The sequence below is a fragment of the Streptomyces sp. NPDC086766 genome, from assembly GCF_044746005.1.
GTDB lineage: Bacteria > Actinomycetota > Actinomycetes > Streptomycetales > Streptomycetaceae > Streptomyces.
The window spans coordinates 241,395-259,319 of the sequence record NZ_JBIVBI010000012.1; the positions used below are offsets into that span (position 1 = coordinate 241,395).

General features: G+C 71.8%; 17 protein-coding genes and 1 rRNA gene. 3 read left to right on the forward strand and 15 right to left on the reverse strand.

The window, feature by feature from the left end; translation table 11 throughout:
• Positions 1–41: 41 nt before the first annotated feature.
• The 5 genes from ACIPM1_RS23025 to ACIPM1_RS23045 form a co-directional block, all read right to left on the reverse strand.
• Entirely contained in the window at positions 42–1,748 is a 1,707-nt protein-coding gene (locus tag ACIPM1_RS23025) for a uroporphyrinogen-III synthase (protein WP_402437482.1), read from the reverse strand.
• Complete coding sequence (gene hemC, locus ACIPM1_RS23030; protein WP_402437484.1) at positions 1,745–2,713, reverse strand: hydroxymethylbilane synthase; 969 nt, start codon at positions 2,711–2,713, stop codon at positions 1,745–1,747. The genes ACIPM1_RS23025 and hemC overlap by 4 nt, the downstream gene beginning before the upstream one ends.
• Positions 2,710–4,524, reverse strand: coding sequence for a glutamyl-tRNA reductase (locus tag ACIPM1_RS23035; protein ID WP_402437486.1), 1,815 nt, complete (start codon positions 4,522–4,524; stop codon positions 2,710–2,712). The genes hemC and ACIPM1_RS23035 overlap by 4 nt, the downstream gene beginning before the upstream one ends.
• Entirely contained in the window at positions 4,521–5,279 is a 759-nt protein-coding gene (locus tag ACIPM1_RS23040; RefSeq protein WP_402437488.1) for a redox-sensing transcriptional repressor Rex, read from the reverse strand. Before ACIPM1_RS23040 ends, ACIPM1_RS23035 begins: the two co-directional genes overlap by 4 nt.
• A gap of 280 nt (positions 5,280–5,559) precedes the next feature.
• Complete coding sequence (locus ACIPM1_RS23045) at positions 5,560–5,844, reverse strand: glutaredoxin family protein (RefSeq protein WP_356187260.1); 285 nt, start codon at positions 5,842–5,844, stop codon at positions 5,560–5,562.
• A gap of 184 nt (positions 5,845–6,028) precedes the next feature.
• On the opposite strand from ACIPM1_RS23045, the gene ACIPM1_RS23050 reads away from it, so the two are divergent.
• The 3 genes from ACIPM1_RS23050 (at position 6,029) to ACIPM1_RS23060 (ending at position 9,672) form a co-directional block, all read left to right on the forward strand.
• Complete coding sequence (locus tag ACIPM1_RS23050) at positions 6,029–6,952, forward strand: HAD-IB family hydrolase (protein ID WP_356187257.1); 924 nt, start codon at positions 6,029–6,031, stop codon at positions 6,950–6,952.
• 425 nt (positions 6,953–7,377) lie between these two features.
• Entirely contained in the window at positions 7,378–8,202 is an 825-nt protein-coding gene (locus ACIPM1_RS23055) for an ECF subfamily RNA polymerase sigma factor, BldN family (RefSeq protein WP_356187255.1), read from the forward strand.
• 234 nt (positions 8,203–8,436) lie between these two features.
• The gene (locus ACIPM1_RS23060; protein WP_402437491.1) at positions 8,437–9,672 is read left to right on the forward strand and encodes a DUF5667 domain-containing protein; all 1,236 of its coding nucleotides are present in this window, start codon (positions 8,437–8,439) and stop codon (positions 9,670–9,672) included.
• A gap of 82 nt (positions 9,673–9,754) precedes the next feature.
• Here ACIPM1_RS23060 and ACIPM1_RS23065 read toward each other — a convergent pair whose 3' ends face one another.
• The 10 genes from ACIPM1_RS23065 to rrf all read right to left on the reverse strand — a co-directional run.
• Positions 9,755–10,816 carry a lysophospholipid acyltransferase family protein gene (locus tag ACIPM1_RS23065; protein WP_356187251.1) on the reverse strand — a complete coding sequence of 354 codons (1,062 nt, stop codon included), beginning with the start codon at positions 10,814–10,816 and terminating at the stop codon, positions 9,755–9,757.
• Positions 10,817–10,830: 14 nt separating this feature from the next.
• Positions 10,831–11,892, reverse strand: coding sequence for an NAD-dependent epimerase/dehydratase family protein (locus tag ACIPM1_RS23070; RefSeq protein ID WP_402437493.1), 1,062 nt, complete (start codon positions 11,890–11,892; stop codon positions 10,831–10,833).
• Positions 11,893–12,184: 292 nt separating this feature from the next.
• The gene (locus ACIPM1_RS23075) at positions 12,185–12,283 is read right to left on the reverse strand and encodes a 30S ribosomal protein bS22 (RefSeq protein ID WP_003948845.1); all 99 of its coding nucleotides are present in this window, start codon (positions 12,281–12,283) and stop codon (positions 12,185–12,187) included.
• 155 nt (positions 12,284–12,438) lie between these two features.
• Entirely contained in the window at positions 12,439–12,651 is a 213-nt protein-coding gene (locus ACIPM1_RS23080; protein ID WP_004984898.1) for a helix-turn-helix domain-containing protein, read from the reverse strand.
• Positions 12,652–12,780: 129 nt separating this feature from the next.
• The gene (locus ACIPM1_RS23085) at positions 12,781–13,596 is read right to left on the reverse strand and encodes a phosphatase (protein WP_356187245.1); all 816 of its coding nucleotides are present in this window, start codon (positions 13,594–13,596) and stop codon (positions 12,781–12,783) included.
• A gap of 202 nt (positions 13,597–13,798) precedes the next feature.
• Complete coding sequence (locus ACIPM1_RS23090; RefSeq protein WP_402437496.1) at positions 13,799–14,971, reverse strand: acetoin utilization protein AcuC; 1,173 nt, start codon at positions 14,969–14,971, stop codon at positions 13,799–13,801.
• Complete coding sequence (locus ACIPM1_RS23095) at positions 14,922–16,151, reverse strand: MFS transporter (RefSeq protein WP_402437497.1); 1,230 nt, start codon at positions 16,149–16,151, stop codon at positions 14,922–14,924. The genes ACIPM1_RS23090 and ACIPM1_RS23095 overlap by 50 nt, the downstream gene beginning before the upstream one ends.
• A 103-nt stretch (positions 16,152–16,254) precedes the next feature.
• Positions 16,255–17,031, reverse strand: coding sequence for a VC0807 family protein (locus ACIPM1_RS23100; protein ID WP_402437499.1), 777 nt, complete (start codon positions 17,029–17,031; stop codon positions 16,255–16,257).
• A 92-nt stretch (positions 17,032–17,123) separates the two neighbouring features.
• Complete coding sequence (locus tag ACIPM1_RS23105; RefSeq protein WP_402437501.1) at positions 17,124–17,768, reverse strand: HAD family hydrolase; 645 nt, start codon at positions 17,766–17,768, stop codon at positions 17,124–17,126.
• A gap of 70 nt (positions 17,769–17,838) precedes the next feature.
• Positions 17,839–17,925, reverse strand: a 5S ribosomal RNA gene (gene rrf, locus ACIPM1_RS23110); the annotation flags it as partial.

A 17,925-nucleotide genomic window follows, 5' to 3' on the forward strand; every position in this document is an offset into this window, starting at 1 on the left:
CGGGCGAGGCGGAGCACCCGTCAGGGGTGCTCCGCCTCGGATCAGGTCGTCGACCGGCGCCTGCGCGCCCCCGGACGGCGCTCGCTCGGACGGGTCACCGGGTCCCCGGCCTCCAGCGCGGCCGCGCGGCGCCGGGCGCCGAAGTCGGCCAGGGCCTCGGCCAGCTTGAGCACCGACGGCTCCGGGGCCATGACGTCGACCCGCAGCCCGTGCTCCTCGGCGGTCTTGGCCGTGGCGGGGCCGATGCACGCGATCACCGTCACGTTGTGCGGCTTGCCCGCGATACCCACCAGGTTGCGCACCGTGGAGGAGGAGGTGAACAGCACGGCGTCGAAGCCGCCGCCCTTGATCGCCTCACGGGTCTCCGCCGGGGGCGGCGAGGCGCGCACGGTCCGGTAGGCCGTGACGTCGTCGACCTCCCAGCCCAGCTCGATCAGCCCGGCGACGAGCGTCTCGGTGGCGATGTCCGCGCGCGGCAGGAAGACACGGTCGATCGGGTCGAAGACCGGGTCGTACGGCGGCCAGTCCTCGAGCAGACCGGCGGCGGACTGCTCCCCGCTCGGCACCAGGTCCGGCTTCACGCCGAAGGCGATCAGCGCCTTCGCGGTCTGCTCGCCCACCGCCGCGACCTTGATGCCGGCGAAGGCGCGGGCGTCGAGGCCGTACTCCTCGAACTTCTCGCGGACCGCCTTGACCGCGTTGACCGACGTGAACGCGATCCACTCGTAGCGGCCCGTCACCAGGCCCTTGACCGCGCGCTCCATCTGCTGCGGCGTGCGCGGCGGCTCCACGGCGATGGTCGGGACCTCGTGCGGCACCGCCCCGTAGGACACCAGCTGGTCGGAGAGCGAGGCCGCCTGCTCCTTGGTGCGCGGCACGAGCACCTTCCAGCCGAACAGCGGCTTGGACTCGAACCACGAGAGCTGGTCGCGCTGCGCGGCGGCGGAACGCTCACCGACCACGGCTATCACCGGCCGCCCGCCGTCCGGGGACGGCAGGACCTTCGCCTGCTTCAGGGTCTGCGCGATGGTGCCGAGGGTCGCCGTCCAGGTGCGCTGGCGGGTGGTCGTACCGGCGACCGTGACGCTCAGCGGGGTGTCCGGCTTGCGGCCCGCCGACACCAGCTCCCCGGCCGCCGCGGCGACCGAGTCGAGCGTGGTCGACACCACGACCGTGCCGTCCGAGGCGCCGACCTCGGTCCAGCAGCGGTCGGAGGCCGTACGGGCGTCCACGAACCGCACGTCGGCACCCTGCGCGTCGCGCAGCGGTACACCGGCGTACGCGGGCACGCCGACGGCGCTGGCGATGCCGGGGACGACCTCGAAGGGCACACCCGCGGCGGCGCAGGCGAGCATTTCCTCGGCGGCGTACGTATCGAGTCCCGGGTCCCCGGACACCGCACGGACGACCCGCCTGCCGCCCCGCGCGGCCTCCATGACAAGATGTGCGGCATCCCGCACTGCGGGAATCCCAGCGGATGTTGACGTGCCGTCAACGACCGTCAGCTGGGGCGTGCCCGTGCCCGGAGACTGGTCCGAGGAAGGACCGCCGTCCGTGTGCACGACGGTGACGCCCTGCCTGGCGTGCGTGCGCACGACGTCGAGCACCTCGTGCTCGGCGACGAGGACGTCCGCGTTCGCCAGCGCCTCGACGGCGCGCAGTGTGAGCAGTCCCGGATCTCCGGGTCCGGCACCGAGGAAGGTGACGTGCCCGTGTTCAGGACCGGCGGGAAGGGTGGTGGGGCTCAATGTGCTCGCTCCCCCATCAGACCGGCCGCGCCCTGGGCAAGCATCTCGGTGGCGAGTTCGCGACCGAGCGCCATCGCCTGCTCATGCGTCCGGGGTACGGGACCGGTGGTGGACAGCTGCACCAGCGAGGTGCCGTCGGTCGTGCCGACGACGCCGCGCAGGCGCATTTCCTTGACAATCTGCCCGTCGGCCAGAAGGTCGGCCAGCGCGCCCACAGGGGCGCTGCAACCGGCCTCCAGGGCGGCGAGCAGTGACCGCTCGGCGGTCACGGCGGCCCGGGTGAACGGGTCGTCGAGCTCGGCGAGCGCGGCGATCAGGTCCGCGTTGTCCGCGGCGCACTCGATCGCCAGTGCCCCCTGGCCGGGGGCGGGCAGAACCGTGTCGACCGACAGGAAGTCGGTCACCTCGTCGCCGCGGCCGATGCGGTTCAGGCCGGCCGCGGCCAGCACGACCGCGTCCAGCTCGCCGCCGCGGACGAAGCCGATGCGCGTGTCGACGTTGCCGCGTATCGGGACCGTCTCGATGTCCAGCCCGTGGCTGCGCGCGTACGCGTTCAGCTGCGCCATGCGGCGCGGCGAGCCGGTGCCTATGCGCGCCCCGCGGGGCAGGTCGGTGAACTTCAGCGCGTCCCGGGCGACGATCACGTCGCGCGGGTCCTCGCGCTCCGGTATGGCGGCCAGGGCCAGGTCCTCGGGCTGCGCGGTCGGCAGGTCCTTGAGCGAATGAACCGCGAAGTCGACCTCGCCCCGCAGCAGCGCGTCACGCAGCGCCGTGACGAACACGCCCGTGCCGCCGATCTGCGCGAGGTGCTCGCGCGAGGTGTCACCGTAGGTGGTGATCTCGACGAGCTCGACGGGCCGTCCGGTCACCTGGCTCACGGCGTCCGCCACCTGCCCGGACTGGGCCATGGCGAGCTTGCTCCGCCTCGTCCCCAGCCGCAGGGCCTCACGTGCCTTGTCACTCATGCCGGCCCTCGGTTCCTGCCGTTCGTGTCGACGTTCGCGCCGACGTTCCTGACGCTCGAGTCGACGCTCTTGACGCTCGTGTCGACTTTGTCGTCGATGTTCTTTTCGCCGTCCGCCCGGGAGACGGAGGCAACCGTCTCGGCATCGAGGTCGAACAGGGTGCGCAGCGCGTCCGCGTACCCGGCGCCGCCGGGCTCGGCCGCGAGCTGCTTGACCCGGACGGTCGGCGCGTGCAGCAGCTTGTCCACGACGCGCCGCACGGTCTGGGTGATCTCCGCGCGGTGCTTGTCGTCGAGGCCGGGCAGCCGCCCTTCCAGGCGGGCGATCTCACCGGCCACCACGTCGGCGGCCATGCTGCGCAGCGCGACCACGGTGGGCGTGATGTGCGCCGCCCGCAGCGCCGCGCCGAAGGCCGCGACCTCGTCGGAGACGATGCGCCGTACGGCGTCGACGTCGGCCGCCATCGGCGCGTCCGCGGAGGCCTCGGCGAGGGACTCGATGTCGACCAGGCGCACCCCGGTCAGCCGGTGCACGGCCGCGTCGACGTCGCGCGGCATGGCGAGGTCGAGGAGGAACAGCACCGGCTCCGGCCGCGGGGCCTCGGTGACCTGCTCGGGCTTGCGACGCTCGGGGATGCGGCCGACGGTCGCGACGGTCGCGGCGAGCGCGGTGATCAGCTCGGCGTCGGCCTCGGCGCTGCGGCGGGCGGACTCCCGGCGGTCCACGGTGCCGTTGTCCACCCAGGTGGCGTGCTGCTCCAGGGTGGCCGCGTCCATGCCGGCCACGGCGGCCTCACCGGCCACGGAGAAACCTGCCTGCACGGCGGTCAGGTCCAGGGGGCAGTTCTCCTCGCCGCCCACGCCGGTGGGCGGCAGCGGCGTGTCCCGGACGTCCTTCCCGGCCGGCGTACGGCGGTCCTCGGCGACCTCGGCCCGGTGCCGGCCGCCGACGTCCGCGACCGGCCGTCCGGTGCGGCCCTCGACCGCGGCGGCGATCGTCCCGGCCGGCAGGACCAGCCCGGTCGCGCCGGTGCAGGAGACGGCGACATCGGCACGTGTCAGCTCGAACGGCACCGCGTCCATCGGTACCGCGCGGGCCAGCACGTCCGTGTCGTCGCCCTCGGTGAGGATCCGGGCGAGACGCTCGGCGCGGTCGGGGGTGCGGTTGGCGACGACGATCTCGGCGACCCCGGCGCGCGCGAGCGTCGCGGCGGCCAGCGAGGACATCGACCCGGCGCCGATGACCAGGGCCTTCTTGCCGGCGGCCCAGGTCTGCACGTCCGCGCCCGCGGACAGCTGCTCCAGTCCGAAGGTGACCAGGGACTGTCCGGCGCGGTCGATGCCGGTCTCGGAGTGGGCCCGCTTGCCGACCCTGAGCGCCTGCTGGAACAGGTCGTTCAGCAGGCGTCCGGCGGTGTGCAGCTCCTGCGCCCTGGCCAGCGAGTCCTTTATCTGGCCGAGGATCTGGCCCTCGCCGACGACCATCGAGTCCAGGCCGCAGGCCACCGAGAACAGGTGGTGGACGGCCCGGTCCTCGTAGTGCACGTACAGGTAGGGCGTGAGCTCCTCCAGGCCGACCCCGCTGTGCTGGGCGAGCAGCGTGGACAGCTCGGCGACACCGGCGTGGAACTTGTCCACGTCGGCGTACAGCTCGATGCGGTTGCAGGTGGCCAGCAGGGCGGCCTCGGCGGCCGGCTCGGCGGCGACGGTGTCCTGCAACAGCTTGAACTGCGCGTCCTGGTTCAGCGAGGCCCGCTCCAGGACGCTGACCGGGGCGCTGCGGTGGCTCAGCCCGACGACGAGGAGACTCATGCCGGCATCACGGCGGGCACGTCCCCGTCGGGTCCCTGGTCGGCGGACTCGCCGCGGGCGGCGGTGGCGGGCAGCGCGCCGGCGGCGGCCTCCTCGCCGGCCTTGCGCTGCTCGTGGAAGGCGAGGATCTGCAGCTCGATGGAGAGGTCGACCTTGCGCACGTCGACGCCGTCGGGGACGGACAGCACGGTCGGGGCGAAGTTCAGGATGGAGGTGACCCCGGCGGCCACCAGGCGGTCGCAGACCTGCTGGGCGGCACCCGCGGGGGTCGCGATCACGCCGATCGACACGCCGTTGTCCTGGATGATCTTCTCGAGCTCGTCGGTGTGCTGGACCGGGATGCCGGCGACCGGCTTTCCGGCCATCGCGGGGTCGGCGTCGATGAGGGCGGCGACCCGGAAACCGCGGGAGGCGAAGCCGCCGTAGTTGGCGAGTGCGGCGCCGAGGTTACCGATACCGACGATCACAACCGGCCAGTCCTGGGTCAGGCCCAGTTCGCGGGAGATCTGGTACACGAGATACTCGACGTCGTAGCCCACGCCGCGCGTCCCGTAGGAGCCGAGGTAGGAGAAGTCCTTGCGCAGCTTGGCGGAGTTGACTCCCGCCGCCGCCGCGAGCTCCTCGGAGGAGACCGTGGGGACCGAGCGCTCCGACAGCGCGGTCAGGGCTCGGAGGTACAGCGGAAGCCTGGCGACGGTGGCCTCGGGAATCCCTCGGCTGCGGGTCGCCGGTCGGTGAGTTCGGCCAGTTGCCACGGTGCTCCTGCGGGTAGAGCGGGGCTGTGGGCGGTCGTACGTCCCCGGACCGCCCCGTCGAATGCAGGCTATGTCTTTGTGAACGCGTGCACAAAGATGGTGTCCGATTTGCCCGGCCAACGTGACCGGGGTCACGCGCCCCCGGCGCACCGGTGAGGAACCGGCGCACACGCACCCGCGCTCCTTCGTTGTTGGGGGCAAAACCGCACACTCTCCTCTACGATCCCCGCCCCCGAGACCAAGACGCCGTCGATCCTAAGCGAATTTCCCGCCGTTTGTACTAGTCGGTCAGTGCCTTGCGCAGACGCTCCTCGTTCACGCGCCAGAAGGTGTGCTGGGCGCCGTCGACGAGGACCACCGGGATCTGCTCCCAGTACGCGTCGTGCAACCGCTGGTCCTGGGTGATGTCCTTCGCCTCCCAGGGGACGCCGAGGTCGGCGCAGACCTTCTCCACGACGGCCTGCGCGTCGTCGCACAGATGGCAGCCCGGCTTGCGGATCAGCGTGACGAGCCGGTCCCGGGGGGCCGGGGACTTGCGGCGGAAGATGGGACTCATGTCGGCCATTCTCGCGCCGTCGCGGCGGTGCGGAACCCCGCCCGCGCGAGCCGGGCCGCGAGCGCCCGGCCTGCCCGATCCGCGCGCCGACGCGCCGGGCGCGCGACTTCTTTAACGACACCGTCGCAGAGAGTTCACGAGCCGCGAACCTCTCGCGTCCGGAACCACCCCGCGTACTGGCTATGCTCACGCCATGGCCGCTCTCGGATGGCTCACTCCCCGTAGGCGCTCCGCCACGGCGCGGAGCGTGTTGGCAGGCGAGGCCTCGGCGGAGGCAGCGCGCAAGTCCACCCAAGAACAGGGCGTGCCCTCCACGCCGGAGGACACGCCGTTCCCGGTCCAGGGGGACGACAAGGCAGCCGCCTTCTTCGACCTGGACAACACCGTCATGCAGGGCGCCGCGCTGTTCCACTTCGGCCGGGGCCTGTACAAGCGGAAGTTCTTCGAGACCCGCGAGCTGGCCCGGTTCGCCTGGCAGCAGGCGTGGTTCCGGCTGGCCGGCGTCGAGGACCCCGAGCACATGCAGGAGGCGCGCGACTCGGCGCTGTCCATCGTCCAGGGCCACCGCGTCGCCGAACTGCAGTCGATCGGCGAGGAGATCTACGACGAGTACATGGCCGAGCGGATCTGGCCCGGCACGCGCGCGCTGGCGCAGGCCCACCTGGACGCGGGCCAGAAGGTGTGGCTCGTCACGGCCGCGCCGGTGGAGATCGCCCAGGTGATCGCCCGCCGCCTGGGACTGACCGGCGCGCTCGGCACGGTGGCCGAGTCGATCGACGGCGTCTACACCGGCCGACTGGTCGGCGAGCCCCTGCACGGCCCGGCGAAGGCGGAGGCGGTACGCGCCCTGGCGGCGGCGGAGGGGCTGCACCTGTCCCGGTGCGCCGCGTACAGCGACTCCCACAACGACATCCCCATGCTGTCCCTGGTCGGCCACCCCTACGCCATCAACCCCGACAGCAAGCTCCGCCGGCACGCCCGCGAGATGGACTGGCGGCTGCGCGACTACCGCACGGGCCGCAAGGCGGCCAAGGTCGGCATCCCCGCGGCGGCGGGCGTGGGCGCGGTGGCCGGCGGCACGGCGGCCGCGATCGCCCTGCACCGGCGACGCCGGTAACCGGCACGGCCGCCGGCACCCCGCCGCCGGGACCACTGCCGTCCCCCAGGTGGCCGGATGGCTCCGTTGACGGAGTTTTCCCGGGCGACGCCTCTGATCGGGCCGCGCCACACCCGGATCCCGGGGCAAGCTGTCGAACGTACCCACGCACTGGCCTGGCCATTCCTGTTGGCCGTACACCGCCACAACATGCCCCGGAGTCACCGGAACGCGAACTCGATCGATCAACAAACGGTCACTCTGTTGCACTTGATCGGGCGTCAATCGGTTACGGAAGCGACGTAATCGACGATTTGAGCAACTCGGTGTAGCAGCACCTATACGAAGCGTTATTCTCCTCAGACGCAAACCGGTACCCCTCCGTCGCTACGACGGGTGAACGGTTCCGCACTGCACGTGATGGAAGCTCTGCCTCTGGGAGTCCCGTGTACGCAAACGTCGGGGTTGACGCCTCGGGCCTGGCAACGCTCCGCGCTACGGTCCTGGACCTGCTGCGCGGTCTCGTCCCCACCGCGTACGCCGGTCCCGCATTCGCCACTGCCGCCCCCGTGGGCCCGCGCTACGCGCTGGCCGACGGCATGGAGCAGGCTCAGGCGCGCAGCGCCGTGGTCGACGGACGCCGCTCGGGGGACGGGCGTGCGCCCGGCAGGCGAGGGCGCCCGGCCGGCGCGACCACCGTCCGCCGCCCGGCCGCGGACAGCGACAGCGCCCGGATGATGGACCTCGTGGAGCGCGCCCAGGCCGGCGAGGCCGAGGCCTTCGGCCGCCTCTACGACCAGTACAGCGACACGGTGTACCGCTACATCTACTACCGGGTGGGCGGGAAGGCCACGGCCGAGGACCTCACCAGTGAGACCTTTCTGCGGGCCCTGCGCCGCATCGGCACCTTCACCTGGCAGGGCCGCGACTTCGGCGCCTGGCTGGTCACCATCGCGCGCAACCTCGTCGCCGACCACTTCAAGTCCAGCCGCTTCCGGCTGGAGGTCACCACCGGCGAGATGCTCGACGCCAACGAGGTCGAGCGCTCCCCGGAGGACTCCGTCCTGGAGTCCCTGTCCAACGCCGCCCTGCTGGACGCCGTACGACGGCTCAACCCCCAGCAGCAGGAGTGCGTGACGCTCCGCTTCCTGCAGGGCCTGTCCGTAGCGGAGACCGCGCGCGTGATGGGAAAGAACGAGGGCGCCATCAAGACCCTCCAGTACCGGGCCGTGCGCACCCTCGCCCGCCTCCTGCCCGAAGACGCCCGCTGAGCCGCACACGCTCAGCGACGTTCAACTCACGTTCTGTTGCACCCTGTTGACTTCCCGACCTGATCCTCGTTCGTCCGTAACCCAAGTGCCGAGCCGCTCGTTGTGCGGGATACAGGCTCCCTGTGGTCACGTCCTGGCCCACGCTGGTCACCCGATCGTGTGGGCGCGGGTGTGGACGTGCAACCCTCAGGTCCCCTGGGGAGTCGACCGTCATGACGAGAGGAGGTGCCGCCAGTGATCGCGAACGTATCGGCGCACCGGCGGGCGAACGCCTTCGCCCAGGCCCTGGAGGAGCTGTCCGACCAGGGCACAGCGGCCGAGCAGTCCGAAGGACCGGCACCGGCCCCGGCTGATGCGGAACAGACCGAGCGGGGCCGTCTGCTGGCCCTCGCCACCGGTCTCGGCGCACTGCCCCGGCCGGAGCTGGACCCTGAGGTCAAGGTCGTCCAGCGGGCCCAACTGGTGGCCGCGATGGAGGCCATGCTGCAGGAGGGCACCGCGAACGGCGAAGCGGGCGAGCTGGTCCCCGAGCAGCGAGGTCATCGGGCGCGGGGTGCCCACCGGGCGAGCGGCCTGGGGAAACTGCGGCCGCGTACCCGGCTGACCAAGGGCCTGGCAGCGGGCGGGCTCAGTATGGGTGTGGCGGCGAGCGCCTTCGGCGGAGTGGCCGCCGCCAGCTCCGACGCCCTGCCCGGTGACTCGCTCTACGGCCTCAAACGCGGCATCGAGGACTTCAAGCTCAACTACCTGACCGAGAACGCCGACGAGCAGGGCCAGGCCTACCTCGACCTGGCCTCCACCCGGCTGAACGAGGCCCGCCGGCTGATGGAGCGCGGCCGCAGCGGCGCGCTCGACCACGAGTCCCTCGGCGAGATCCGGCGCACCCTGCTGGGCATGCAGCACGACGCGGCGGAGGGCCACCGCCTGCTGCACGAGGCGTACGAGCGCGACCCCGACTCCCTGGGCCCCATCCAGGCCCTCTCCGCCTTCTCCCGGTCCCACCGCGAGGCCTGGGGGGCACTGCGCGACCGGCTGCCCGTGCAGCTCGGGGACGTCAGTCAGCAGGTGTCGTCGGTGTTCGCCGCCATAGACGAAGAGGTGGCCCCGCTGCAGTCGCTGCTCCCCCCGTCCCCGAGCCAGGGGGGAAGCGACGGCCGGCGGCAGGGCACCGCCCCGTCCTCGTCCGGCGGTGCCTCGTCCGGCTCCGGCCACTCCGCGCGGCCCACCACCGGCCCCACCGCGGGCGGCCGGCAGTCCGGCAGCGGCAGCCCCAGCAAGTCGGCCGGCTCCGGCAGCGAGAGCGACGGACTGATCGGCGGCAGCACCGGCGGCCTGCTCGACCCGCCGAAGACCGGCAGCGCCTCGCCGTCCACCGGCACGTCGCCCAGCAGCGCCCCGGACGTCACCATCCCGCCGCTGCTCCCGGGCCTGCTGCCCGGCCTCGGCATCGAGGGGGAGAGCGCGCCGTAGACAGGCGTACGACGACGGGGGCGCCCTCTTTCCCCAGAGGGCGCCCCCGTCGTCGTGGCGGGCCGTACAGGGCGCGTAGAGGTCAGAAGAAGACCGACCGGCGCTGCACCAGCAGCTTGTAGAGCGTGTGCTGGATCTGCTCCCGGACCTGGTCGGTCAGGTTGAACATCAGCATCGGGTCCTCGGCCGCCTCCGGCGGATAGCCGTCCGTCGGGATCGGCTCCCCGAACTGGATGGTCCACTTCGTCGGCAGCGGGATCGCGCCCAGCGGGCCCAGCCACGGGAAGGTCGGCGTGAGCGGGAAGTACGGGAAGCCCAGCAGCCGCGCGACCGTCTTGGCGTTGCCGATCATCGGGTAGATCTCCTCGGCCCCGACGATCGAGCAGGGGATGATCGGGGTGCCCTGGCGCAGCGCGGTGGAGACGAAGCCGCCGCGGCCGAACCGCTGGAGCTTGTAGCGCTCGCCGAAGGGCTTGCCGATGCCCTTGAAGCCCTCCGGCATCACCCCGACCAGTTCGCCCTGCCGCAGGAGCCGTTCGGCGTCCTCGGCGCAGGCGAGGGTGTGGCCGAGCTTGCGGGCCAGCTCGTTGACCACCGGCAGCACGAAGACCAGGTCGGCCGCCAGCAGCCGCAGATGCCGGCCGGCGGGATGGTGGTCGTGCACGGCGACCTGCATCATCAGGCCGTCCAGCGGGAGTGTCCCGGAGTGGTTGGCGACGATCAGCGCCCCGCCCTTGTCCGGGATGTTCTCCACGCCCTTCACGTCCACCCGGAAGTACTTCTCGTACACCGGCCGGAGCAGGGACATCAGAACCTGGTCGGTGAGTTCGGCGTCGTAGCCGAAGTCGTCGACCTCGTAGTCCCCGGTGAGGCGGCGGCGCAGGAACGACAGGCCGCTCGCGATGCGCCGTTCGAGCCCGCCGTGCCACTGCGGCGGGTGGGGCTCCTGGGGCTGCTCTTCCTCCGGGGTCACCGGGACATCATCCTGCGGAACGTCCCTGGTGGGCAGGGGCTGGACCTCCCGGACCAGGGCCGGTTCGCCCCCGGTGCGCCGGCTCCCCGCGCTCCGGCGCCGCTGCGGCCGCTGCGCGGCGCCCCCGCGGGACCGGTCGTCGTCGAACGGAATGACCTTGGCGTCCGCCATCGTTGCTGCGCTCCTCAGTTGGCGCTGTGCGTCGGGGGGTGGCCGCTGTCCCCGGGGGACAGCGCGACGATCCGGTCGACGGCCCTTGCGAGGACCTCCGGCGGCAGGAGTCCGGGACCGCGGCTACGGGCGAAGTCCGCGAAGGTCTCCGCGGTCGTGTACCTCGGCACAAAACCCAGGGTCTCGCGCATCTGGTCCGTCGCCACGACCCGGCCGTGAGTGAGCAGTCGGATCTGCTCGGGTGAGAAGTCCGTCATGCCCAGAGTACGCACCAGCGAGCCCGCCCAGGTGACCGCGGGCAGCAGCAGCGGCACGGTGGGGCGGCCGAGCCGTCGCGCGCACTGGGAGAGCAGCAGCACGCCCTCCCCGGCGATGTTGAAGGTGCCGCTGTTGAGCGTGCCGCGGCGGGGCTCGTGCGAGGCGAGCCGCAGCACCTCGATCACGTCGTCCTCGTGCGCGAACTGAAGCCGCGGGTCGTAGCCGAACACGGTCGGCAGGAGCGGCAGCGAGAAGTACGAGGCCAGCGGCGCGTCCGCTGTCGGGCCGAGGATGTTGGCGAACCTGAGCACGCACACGGCGACGTCAGGACGCCGTCGCGCGAAACCCCGGACGTATCCCTCGACCTCGACCGCGTCCTTGGCGAAGCCGCCGCTGGGCAGCGACTTGGCCGGGGTGTTCTCGGTGAACACGGCCGGGTCCCGGGGCGCGGACCCGTAGACGTTGGTGCTGGACTTCACCACCAGCCGCTGGACGCCCGGGGACTTCTGGCAGGCGCCGAGCAGCTGCATGGTCCCGATGACGTTGGTCTCCTTGACCGTGGCCCGGTTGCCGCTGCCGAGCGCGGTGCCCGAGACGTCCATGTGGACCACCGTGTCGGCGGAGGTCTCGGCGAGCACGCGCGCGATGCCGGGCTGCCGGATGTCCGCCTGAATGAACTCGGCACCGCCCAGATGGTGCTCGGGCGGGACCGCGTCCACGCCGATGACCCGGTCCACCTGCGGGTCACGCTGGATCCGCCGTACGAACCGGCCCGCGAGCTGACGGGCCACTCCGGTCACGAGCACGATCTGTCCCAAGATCAGCGCCTTCCTCTCCAGGACCCCGTATCCCGCCGCGTTCCCCGTCTGCGGCCAACCTATCGGGTCGATGTTGCGCTGTGATGACCACCCGATGCGTGACGTAACGATACGCACGAACATACGAACAGACCCGGCCGCCGAACGAGGGCCGGCCGGCGGCGGGACCGGGGCGCCGGACGGGGCGGCGTTCCGGACGGGCCCCGACAAACGCGTGGCCCCCCACCGGATCCGGTGGGGGGCCACGGACACGCTCTCGCGATGTCGCGCTACCTCGTAGCGACTGGCGTCACTACTTCTTGTTGCGACGCTGGACGCGGGTGCGCTTGAGCAGCTTGCGGTGCTTCTTCTTGGCCATCCGCTTGCGCCGCTTCTTGATTACAGAGCCCACGACTACCCTCGCTCACTTCTCATCACTCGGTGTTTGGGCGCCATGGGCCCATACGACCTACGAGGGGCCAGCCTACCCGTCCGAGCGCTGAGGTCGTAATCGAGGTGACCGGGGGACCCGGGAAGTGCCCTGTGCCGGATCCCGCCGGTTCGCCGTCAGGCGGTTTCCACCCCCACATAGCTCTCGCGAAGGTACTCGTGAACCGCTTGCTCGGGGACGCGGAAGGACCGCCCCACCCGAATCGCGGGCAGATGACCGCTGTGCACCAGCCGGTACACGGTCATCTTCGACACTCGCATCACCGAGGCGACCTCCGCCACGGTAAGGAACTGAACCTCGTTCAGAGGCCTCTCGCCAGCTGCAGCCATGACACACCTGAACCTTCCGCACTCGACGGCCACCGGCTTCCCCTTCCGGTGACTCTTCGTCGCTGCGTGCTCACTCCCCAATGTAGGGGCGTGTGATGCGAGTGGGGAAGAGGTGCACCCATCGGCGGCCTACTGTGACAGACACGCTCGATTGAGCACGTAGCGGGTGAGCGGGCGGTAGTAAGCGGGCCGAACGGCGTCGTCGAGCGGAACGACGACGGACACGCGCCCCTCCGCCTCCCCGACGAACGGCGCCGGGTCGTCCGTGTCGGCCAGGCCGATGGCCTCGAACCCCAGCTGACCTGCTCCGCAGACCCATCCATGGTCACCGATCACCAGCTCGGGCAGCGGACCGCCGGCGTCGGCGGCCGCCGCCAGGGCGAGCCGAACCGGCAGCGGCGAGTGCGTGTGCGCGCCGGGCTCACAACCGGGGTGTTCCGCCCCGGGCGGCCGGACCAGGGCGACTCCCCGTACGTAGGCGAGGTTGTACGTGCGTAGACCGAACCGGGTCGTTATGTCGACACAGCGACCCTGCGCCGGGGTGAGGACGGTACATCCGGCCGCCGACAGGGCATCGGCCAAGGCGGCGTAGAAACCGAGCAGCCGATGAGGGTGGCCGGTGCCGAGCAGCACCGGCGCGCCGCGCCGGGCGGCCGTGGCGAGCCGCTCGGCGAAGGCCTCCAGGGCGGCGAGGGTCAGCTCCGGGTCGATCACATCATGGCCGGAGATGTGATCCGGATCCGCCGAGACCCCGCACTTCTCCGCCATCAACGCGATCAAGTCCCCCTGCGCCCAGACGCGTTCGGGATCGATGCCGATCAACGCGCGGGGGTCGCGAGCCGCGAACAAGCGGTACCTCCGCAGACTCTCCTCCCGCGAGGTGGCCACGGTCCCGGCCAGACGGGCCGCCACCAGATGGGCGCGCAGCGCCGCGGTGCTCAACACCCCAGCGATGGTGACGGACCACGGACACAGGCGTCCCGAAAACAGGGGAACACCGCACAGTTGGCCTAAAGAACGGCGAGCCTGAAGAGCGGTGGGCCCGAGGAGCGTTGCGCATGAAGAGCTTTGAGCCCGAGAGGCGTTGCGCCTGAACAGGCTTGCACCTGAACGGCGTCGGGCCCGGCGCCGTGTCGAAGCGCCCCGCCTACGCCAGGAGCCCGCGCATCGGGAACACCGCCCGCCGGGTCGCCAGGACCGCCTGGTCCAGCCGGTCCGCCGGGTCGTACCCCGCCTCCCAGTCGCTCCAGGACACCGGCCAGCGCCCGTCCGTCATCCGCATCGGCCCCAACTGCCGCGTCCGGGCGTACACTTCCTGCCGCCAGCTCTCCGGGATCACCGTCTCCGGCTCCACCGGCCGCCCGGCCGCGATCCCCACCAGGTGCGTCCAGGACCGCGGGACGACCTCCACCACCGCGTACCCTCCCCCGCCCAGCGCCACCCAGCGCCCGTCGGCGTGCTCGTGTGCCAGGTCGTGGCAGGCCACCTGTACCGCCCGCTGCGCGTCCAGCGACACCGCCAGGTGCGCCAGCGGGTCCTCGAAGTGCGTGTCGGCGCCGTGCTGGGTCACCAGGACCTGCGGGCGGAAGCCGGCGAGCAGCTCCGGCACCACCGCGTGGAACGCCCGCAGCCACCCCGCGTCCCCGGTGCCGGCCGGCAGCGCCACGTTCACCGCCGAGCCCTCGGCGGACGGCGCCCCGGTCTCCTCCGGCCATCCGGTCTGCGGGAACAGCGTCCGCGGATGCTCGTGCAGCGAGATCGTCAGCACCCGGGGGTCCTCCCAGAACGCCGCCTGCACGCCGTCGCCGTGGTGCACGTCGACGTCGACGTAGGCGACCCGCTCCGCCCCGAGTTCCAGCAGGCGCGCGATCGCCAGCGCGGCGTCGTTGTAGACGCAGAACCCGGAGGCGCTGCCCGGCATGGCGTGGTGCAGCCCGCCCGCGAAGTTCACCGCGTGCAGCGCCTCCCCGCGCCACACGGCCTCCGCGGCCCCCACCGACTGCCCCGCGATCAGCGCGGACACCTCGTGCATCCCGGCGAAGGCGGGGTCGTCCAGCGTCCCGAGCCCGTACGACCCGTCGCAGGCCTGCGGGGCGGCCGACGCGGCCTTCACCGCCTCGATGTAGTCCTGCCGGTGGACGAGCCGCAACGTCGACTCACCGGCCGGTTTGGCCGCGACCACCCGCGCCGCGCGGTCGAGCCCGAGGGCGTCGACCAGTTTCCGGGTCAGGGCCAGCCGGACCGGATCCATCGGATGGTCCGGGCCGAAGTCATAGCCCGTTACTGCCTCGTCCCACATCAGCTGTGCGCGGCCGCTCATGGTGGTCACCGTATCGGTCCGGTTGACGAGCGAACGACCGGGCGTACACCAACGTCACCAGCACCAACACCATCGGCACCAGCATGGCGCCGCGGTAGTTCCAGGCGTCGCCGAGCGCCCCCACCAAGGGCGAACCGACCAGGAAACCCACGTAGTTGAAGATGTTCAGCCGGGCGACGGCCGCGTCCGACGCCCCCGGGAACAGCCGCCCGGCGGCCGCGAAGGTCTGCGGCACGAGCACGCACAGTCCCAGGCCCACCAGGGTGAACCCGAGCATCCCCGCCCAGGCGCCCGGCGCCCCGGCGACGACCGCGAACCCCGCCGCCGCCACCAGCGCGCCCAGCCGTACGACGGCCACGGCCCCGAACCGCCGCACCCCGAAGTCCCCGATCGCCCGCCCCAGGAGCGTGGTGACCATGTAGACGTTGTACGGCACGGTCGCCAGCTGCTCCGAGCTGCCCAGCACGTCCTGGAGGTACTTCGCGCTCCAGTTGGAGACGGTCGAGTCGCCGATGTAAGCGAAGGTCATCACCAGGCACAGCGGCAGCAGCAGCCTGAAGACGGGAGACCCGCCGCCCGGGCGGCTCCCGGCCCCGTCCCCCGTGGCCGGTACGGCGGTGCTGTCGCCGTCGACGTACCAGTGGCTCCCCACGAAGGCCGCCGGCAGCAGCACCACCACGACCGGCAGGTACGACACGACCAGTGCCAGATGCCAGTGCGCCCCCGCCCATGCCAGCGAGGCGCCCACGATCCCGCCCAGGCTGTAGGCCGCGTGGAAGCCGAGCATGATGCTGCGGCCGTACGTCCGCTGCAGGCTCACCCCGAGCATGTTCATCGACGCGTCCAGCGCCCCCACGGCGAGCCCGAAGACCGCCAGCGCGGCGGCCAGTTCGGCGATCCGGTCGCCGGCCCCGGCACCGAGCAGGGCCAGCAGCACGACGGGCTGGGACCAGCGCAGCACCCGGCTGGGCCGGATCCGCTTCACCAGGTGCTCGGTCGTCACGCTGCCGACGCCCGCCAGGACCGGAACGGCCGCGAGGAAGGCGGGGAGCAGCGCGTCCGAGACGCCGTAGCGGTCCTGGATCGCGGGAATGCGCGTCACGAGAAGGGCGAAGGCGGCGCCCTGCGCGAAGAAGCTGAACGCCAACGAGGCCCTGCCGCGCCGCAGCACTTCTGTCATGGCGGCGAGCGTAGGGCCCCGGGCTACCTGTGGGTAGATCCGGCCAAAGATGAATTCGGCTCAGTTTTTCGGCCGGGTTCCCGGCCCGTCCTGCGGCTGGGCCTCACTGGGCGGGCGTCACGGCCGGCGCGGGGGCGGGCAGGGGCGCCAGGGGGGTGGGGCGAGCGGCGGGAGAGTCGGCTTCGGCACCCGTGGGCGCGGTGGCCGCGGTCCCGGTCTTCGTCCCGGCCTCCGCCTCGGCGATCAGCATGCGGGCCATCGGACCGGCGGCCACCGCGCCGCTGACCAGGAAGCCGAGGACCATCGCGGCCACCATGACCACCGAGCCCAGCCAGACCATCGTGTCGACGGGCAGCGTGAAGGCGCCCACGACCCGCGCCACGCACTCGCCGAGCAGCACCACGCCCCACACCAGCGAGAAGCGCCGCTCGGCCCGCCGGAACGCCTCGGACCCGTGCCGCAGCCGGGCCCAGGCGGCCTCCCGGCTCGCCTGTCCCTTGATCAGCCACGGCTTCATGCCGACGGTCATCATCGGCTTGCCCAGCGCCACCGAGACCAGGATGCCGATCCCGATGGCGCTGCTCACCCCGCTGTCCTTCGCGAGCATCAGCCGCGGGTCCCCGGAGACGAAGGTGAGCAGGAGCCCGACGACGTTCACGAAGAGGATGAGCGCGGCCAGCCCGTTGACCTGCCGCTCCTTGACCGCGCCCCACACCGTCCGCAGGGCCGGCACCACACTGCTCCAGCCGAGGGCGGCGAGCGTGCTCGTGCCGAACCCGTTCTTGAGCAGGTAGTAGCCCCCGACGGGCACCGCGACGTCGATGAGCAGCGGCGCGAGGTTCTTCAGCTTGCTCCGGCTCTTGCTCGTGTTCGTCGTCATGCCCTCAGCTTCGCGGCCGCCGCCCACTCCGCAGTAGAAACGATCGTCCGGAGCTCCGCATGACAAATGTCAGTGCCGCACGACGGCCCGTGTCATATCAGCAGGTCCAGCAACTCGTCGAAGCCGGTGAACAGTTGCGTGGCTCCCGTCAGCCGGTCCGCGGGCGTCATGGCGGTGAACCCGTAGACGTCCATCCCGGCCGCGACGGCGGCCTGCACGCCCAGCGGCGAGTCCTCGACCACCACGCACCGCCCCGGCGGAACTCCCATGCGCTCGGCCGCGTAGAGGAACAGGTCGGGAGCCGGCTTGCCCCGCCCGACGTCCTGCGAGCTGAAGATCCGGGTCTCGTCGAACCACCGGTCGAGCCCCGTCGTCCGGTGCCCCACCCGGATCCGCTCATGACTGCCCGAGGACGCGACACAGTACGGCGTCCCGTCCGCCGTCAGCTTCTCCAGTACGCCGGTGACGCCTGCCACCGGCTTCAACTCCCGCTGGAACGCGGCGAAGACCCGGGCGTGGAAGACGTCGTCGAAGTCGGCCGGCAGCGCCTTCCCCGTGCGCTCCAGGACGAGGTCGTGGATCCGGTGCATCGCCGAGCCCATGTAGTCCCGGATGGAGTCCTCGTACGAGGTGGGGTGACCCAGCTCGGTGAGCTGGGCGGCGAGCAGCCGGTTCGAGATCGGCTCGCTGTCGACGAGGACACCGTCGTTGTCGAAGATGACGAGGTCATAGCGCATGGCTCGACCCTAGACGATCCCCAACGCAGAAAACCCCGCACCGTGAGGTGCGGGGTTTTCTTCAAAATTTGTTCGGCGGCGTCCTACTCTCCCACAGGGTCCCCCCTGCAGTACCATCGGCGCTGTGAGGCTTAGCTTCCGGGTTCGGAATGTAACC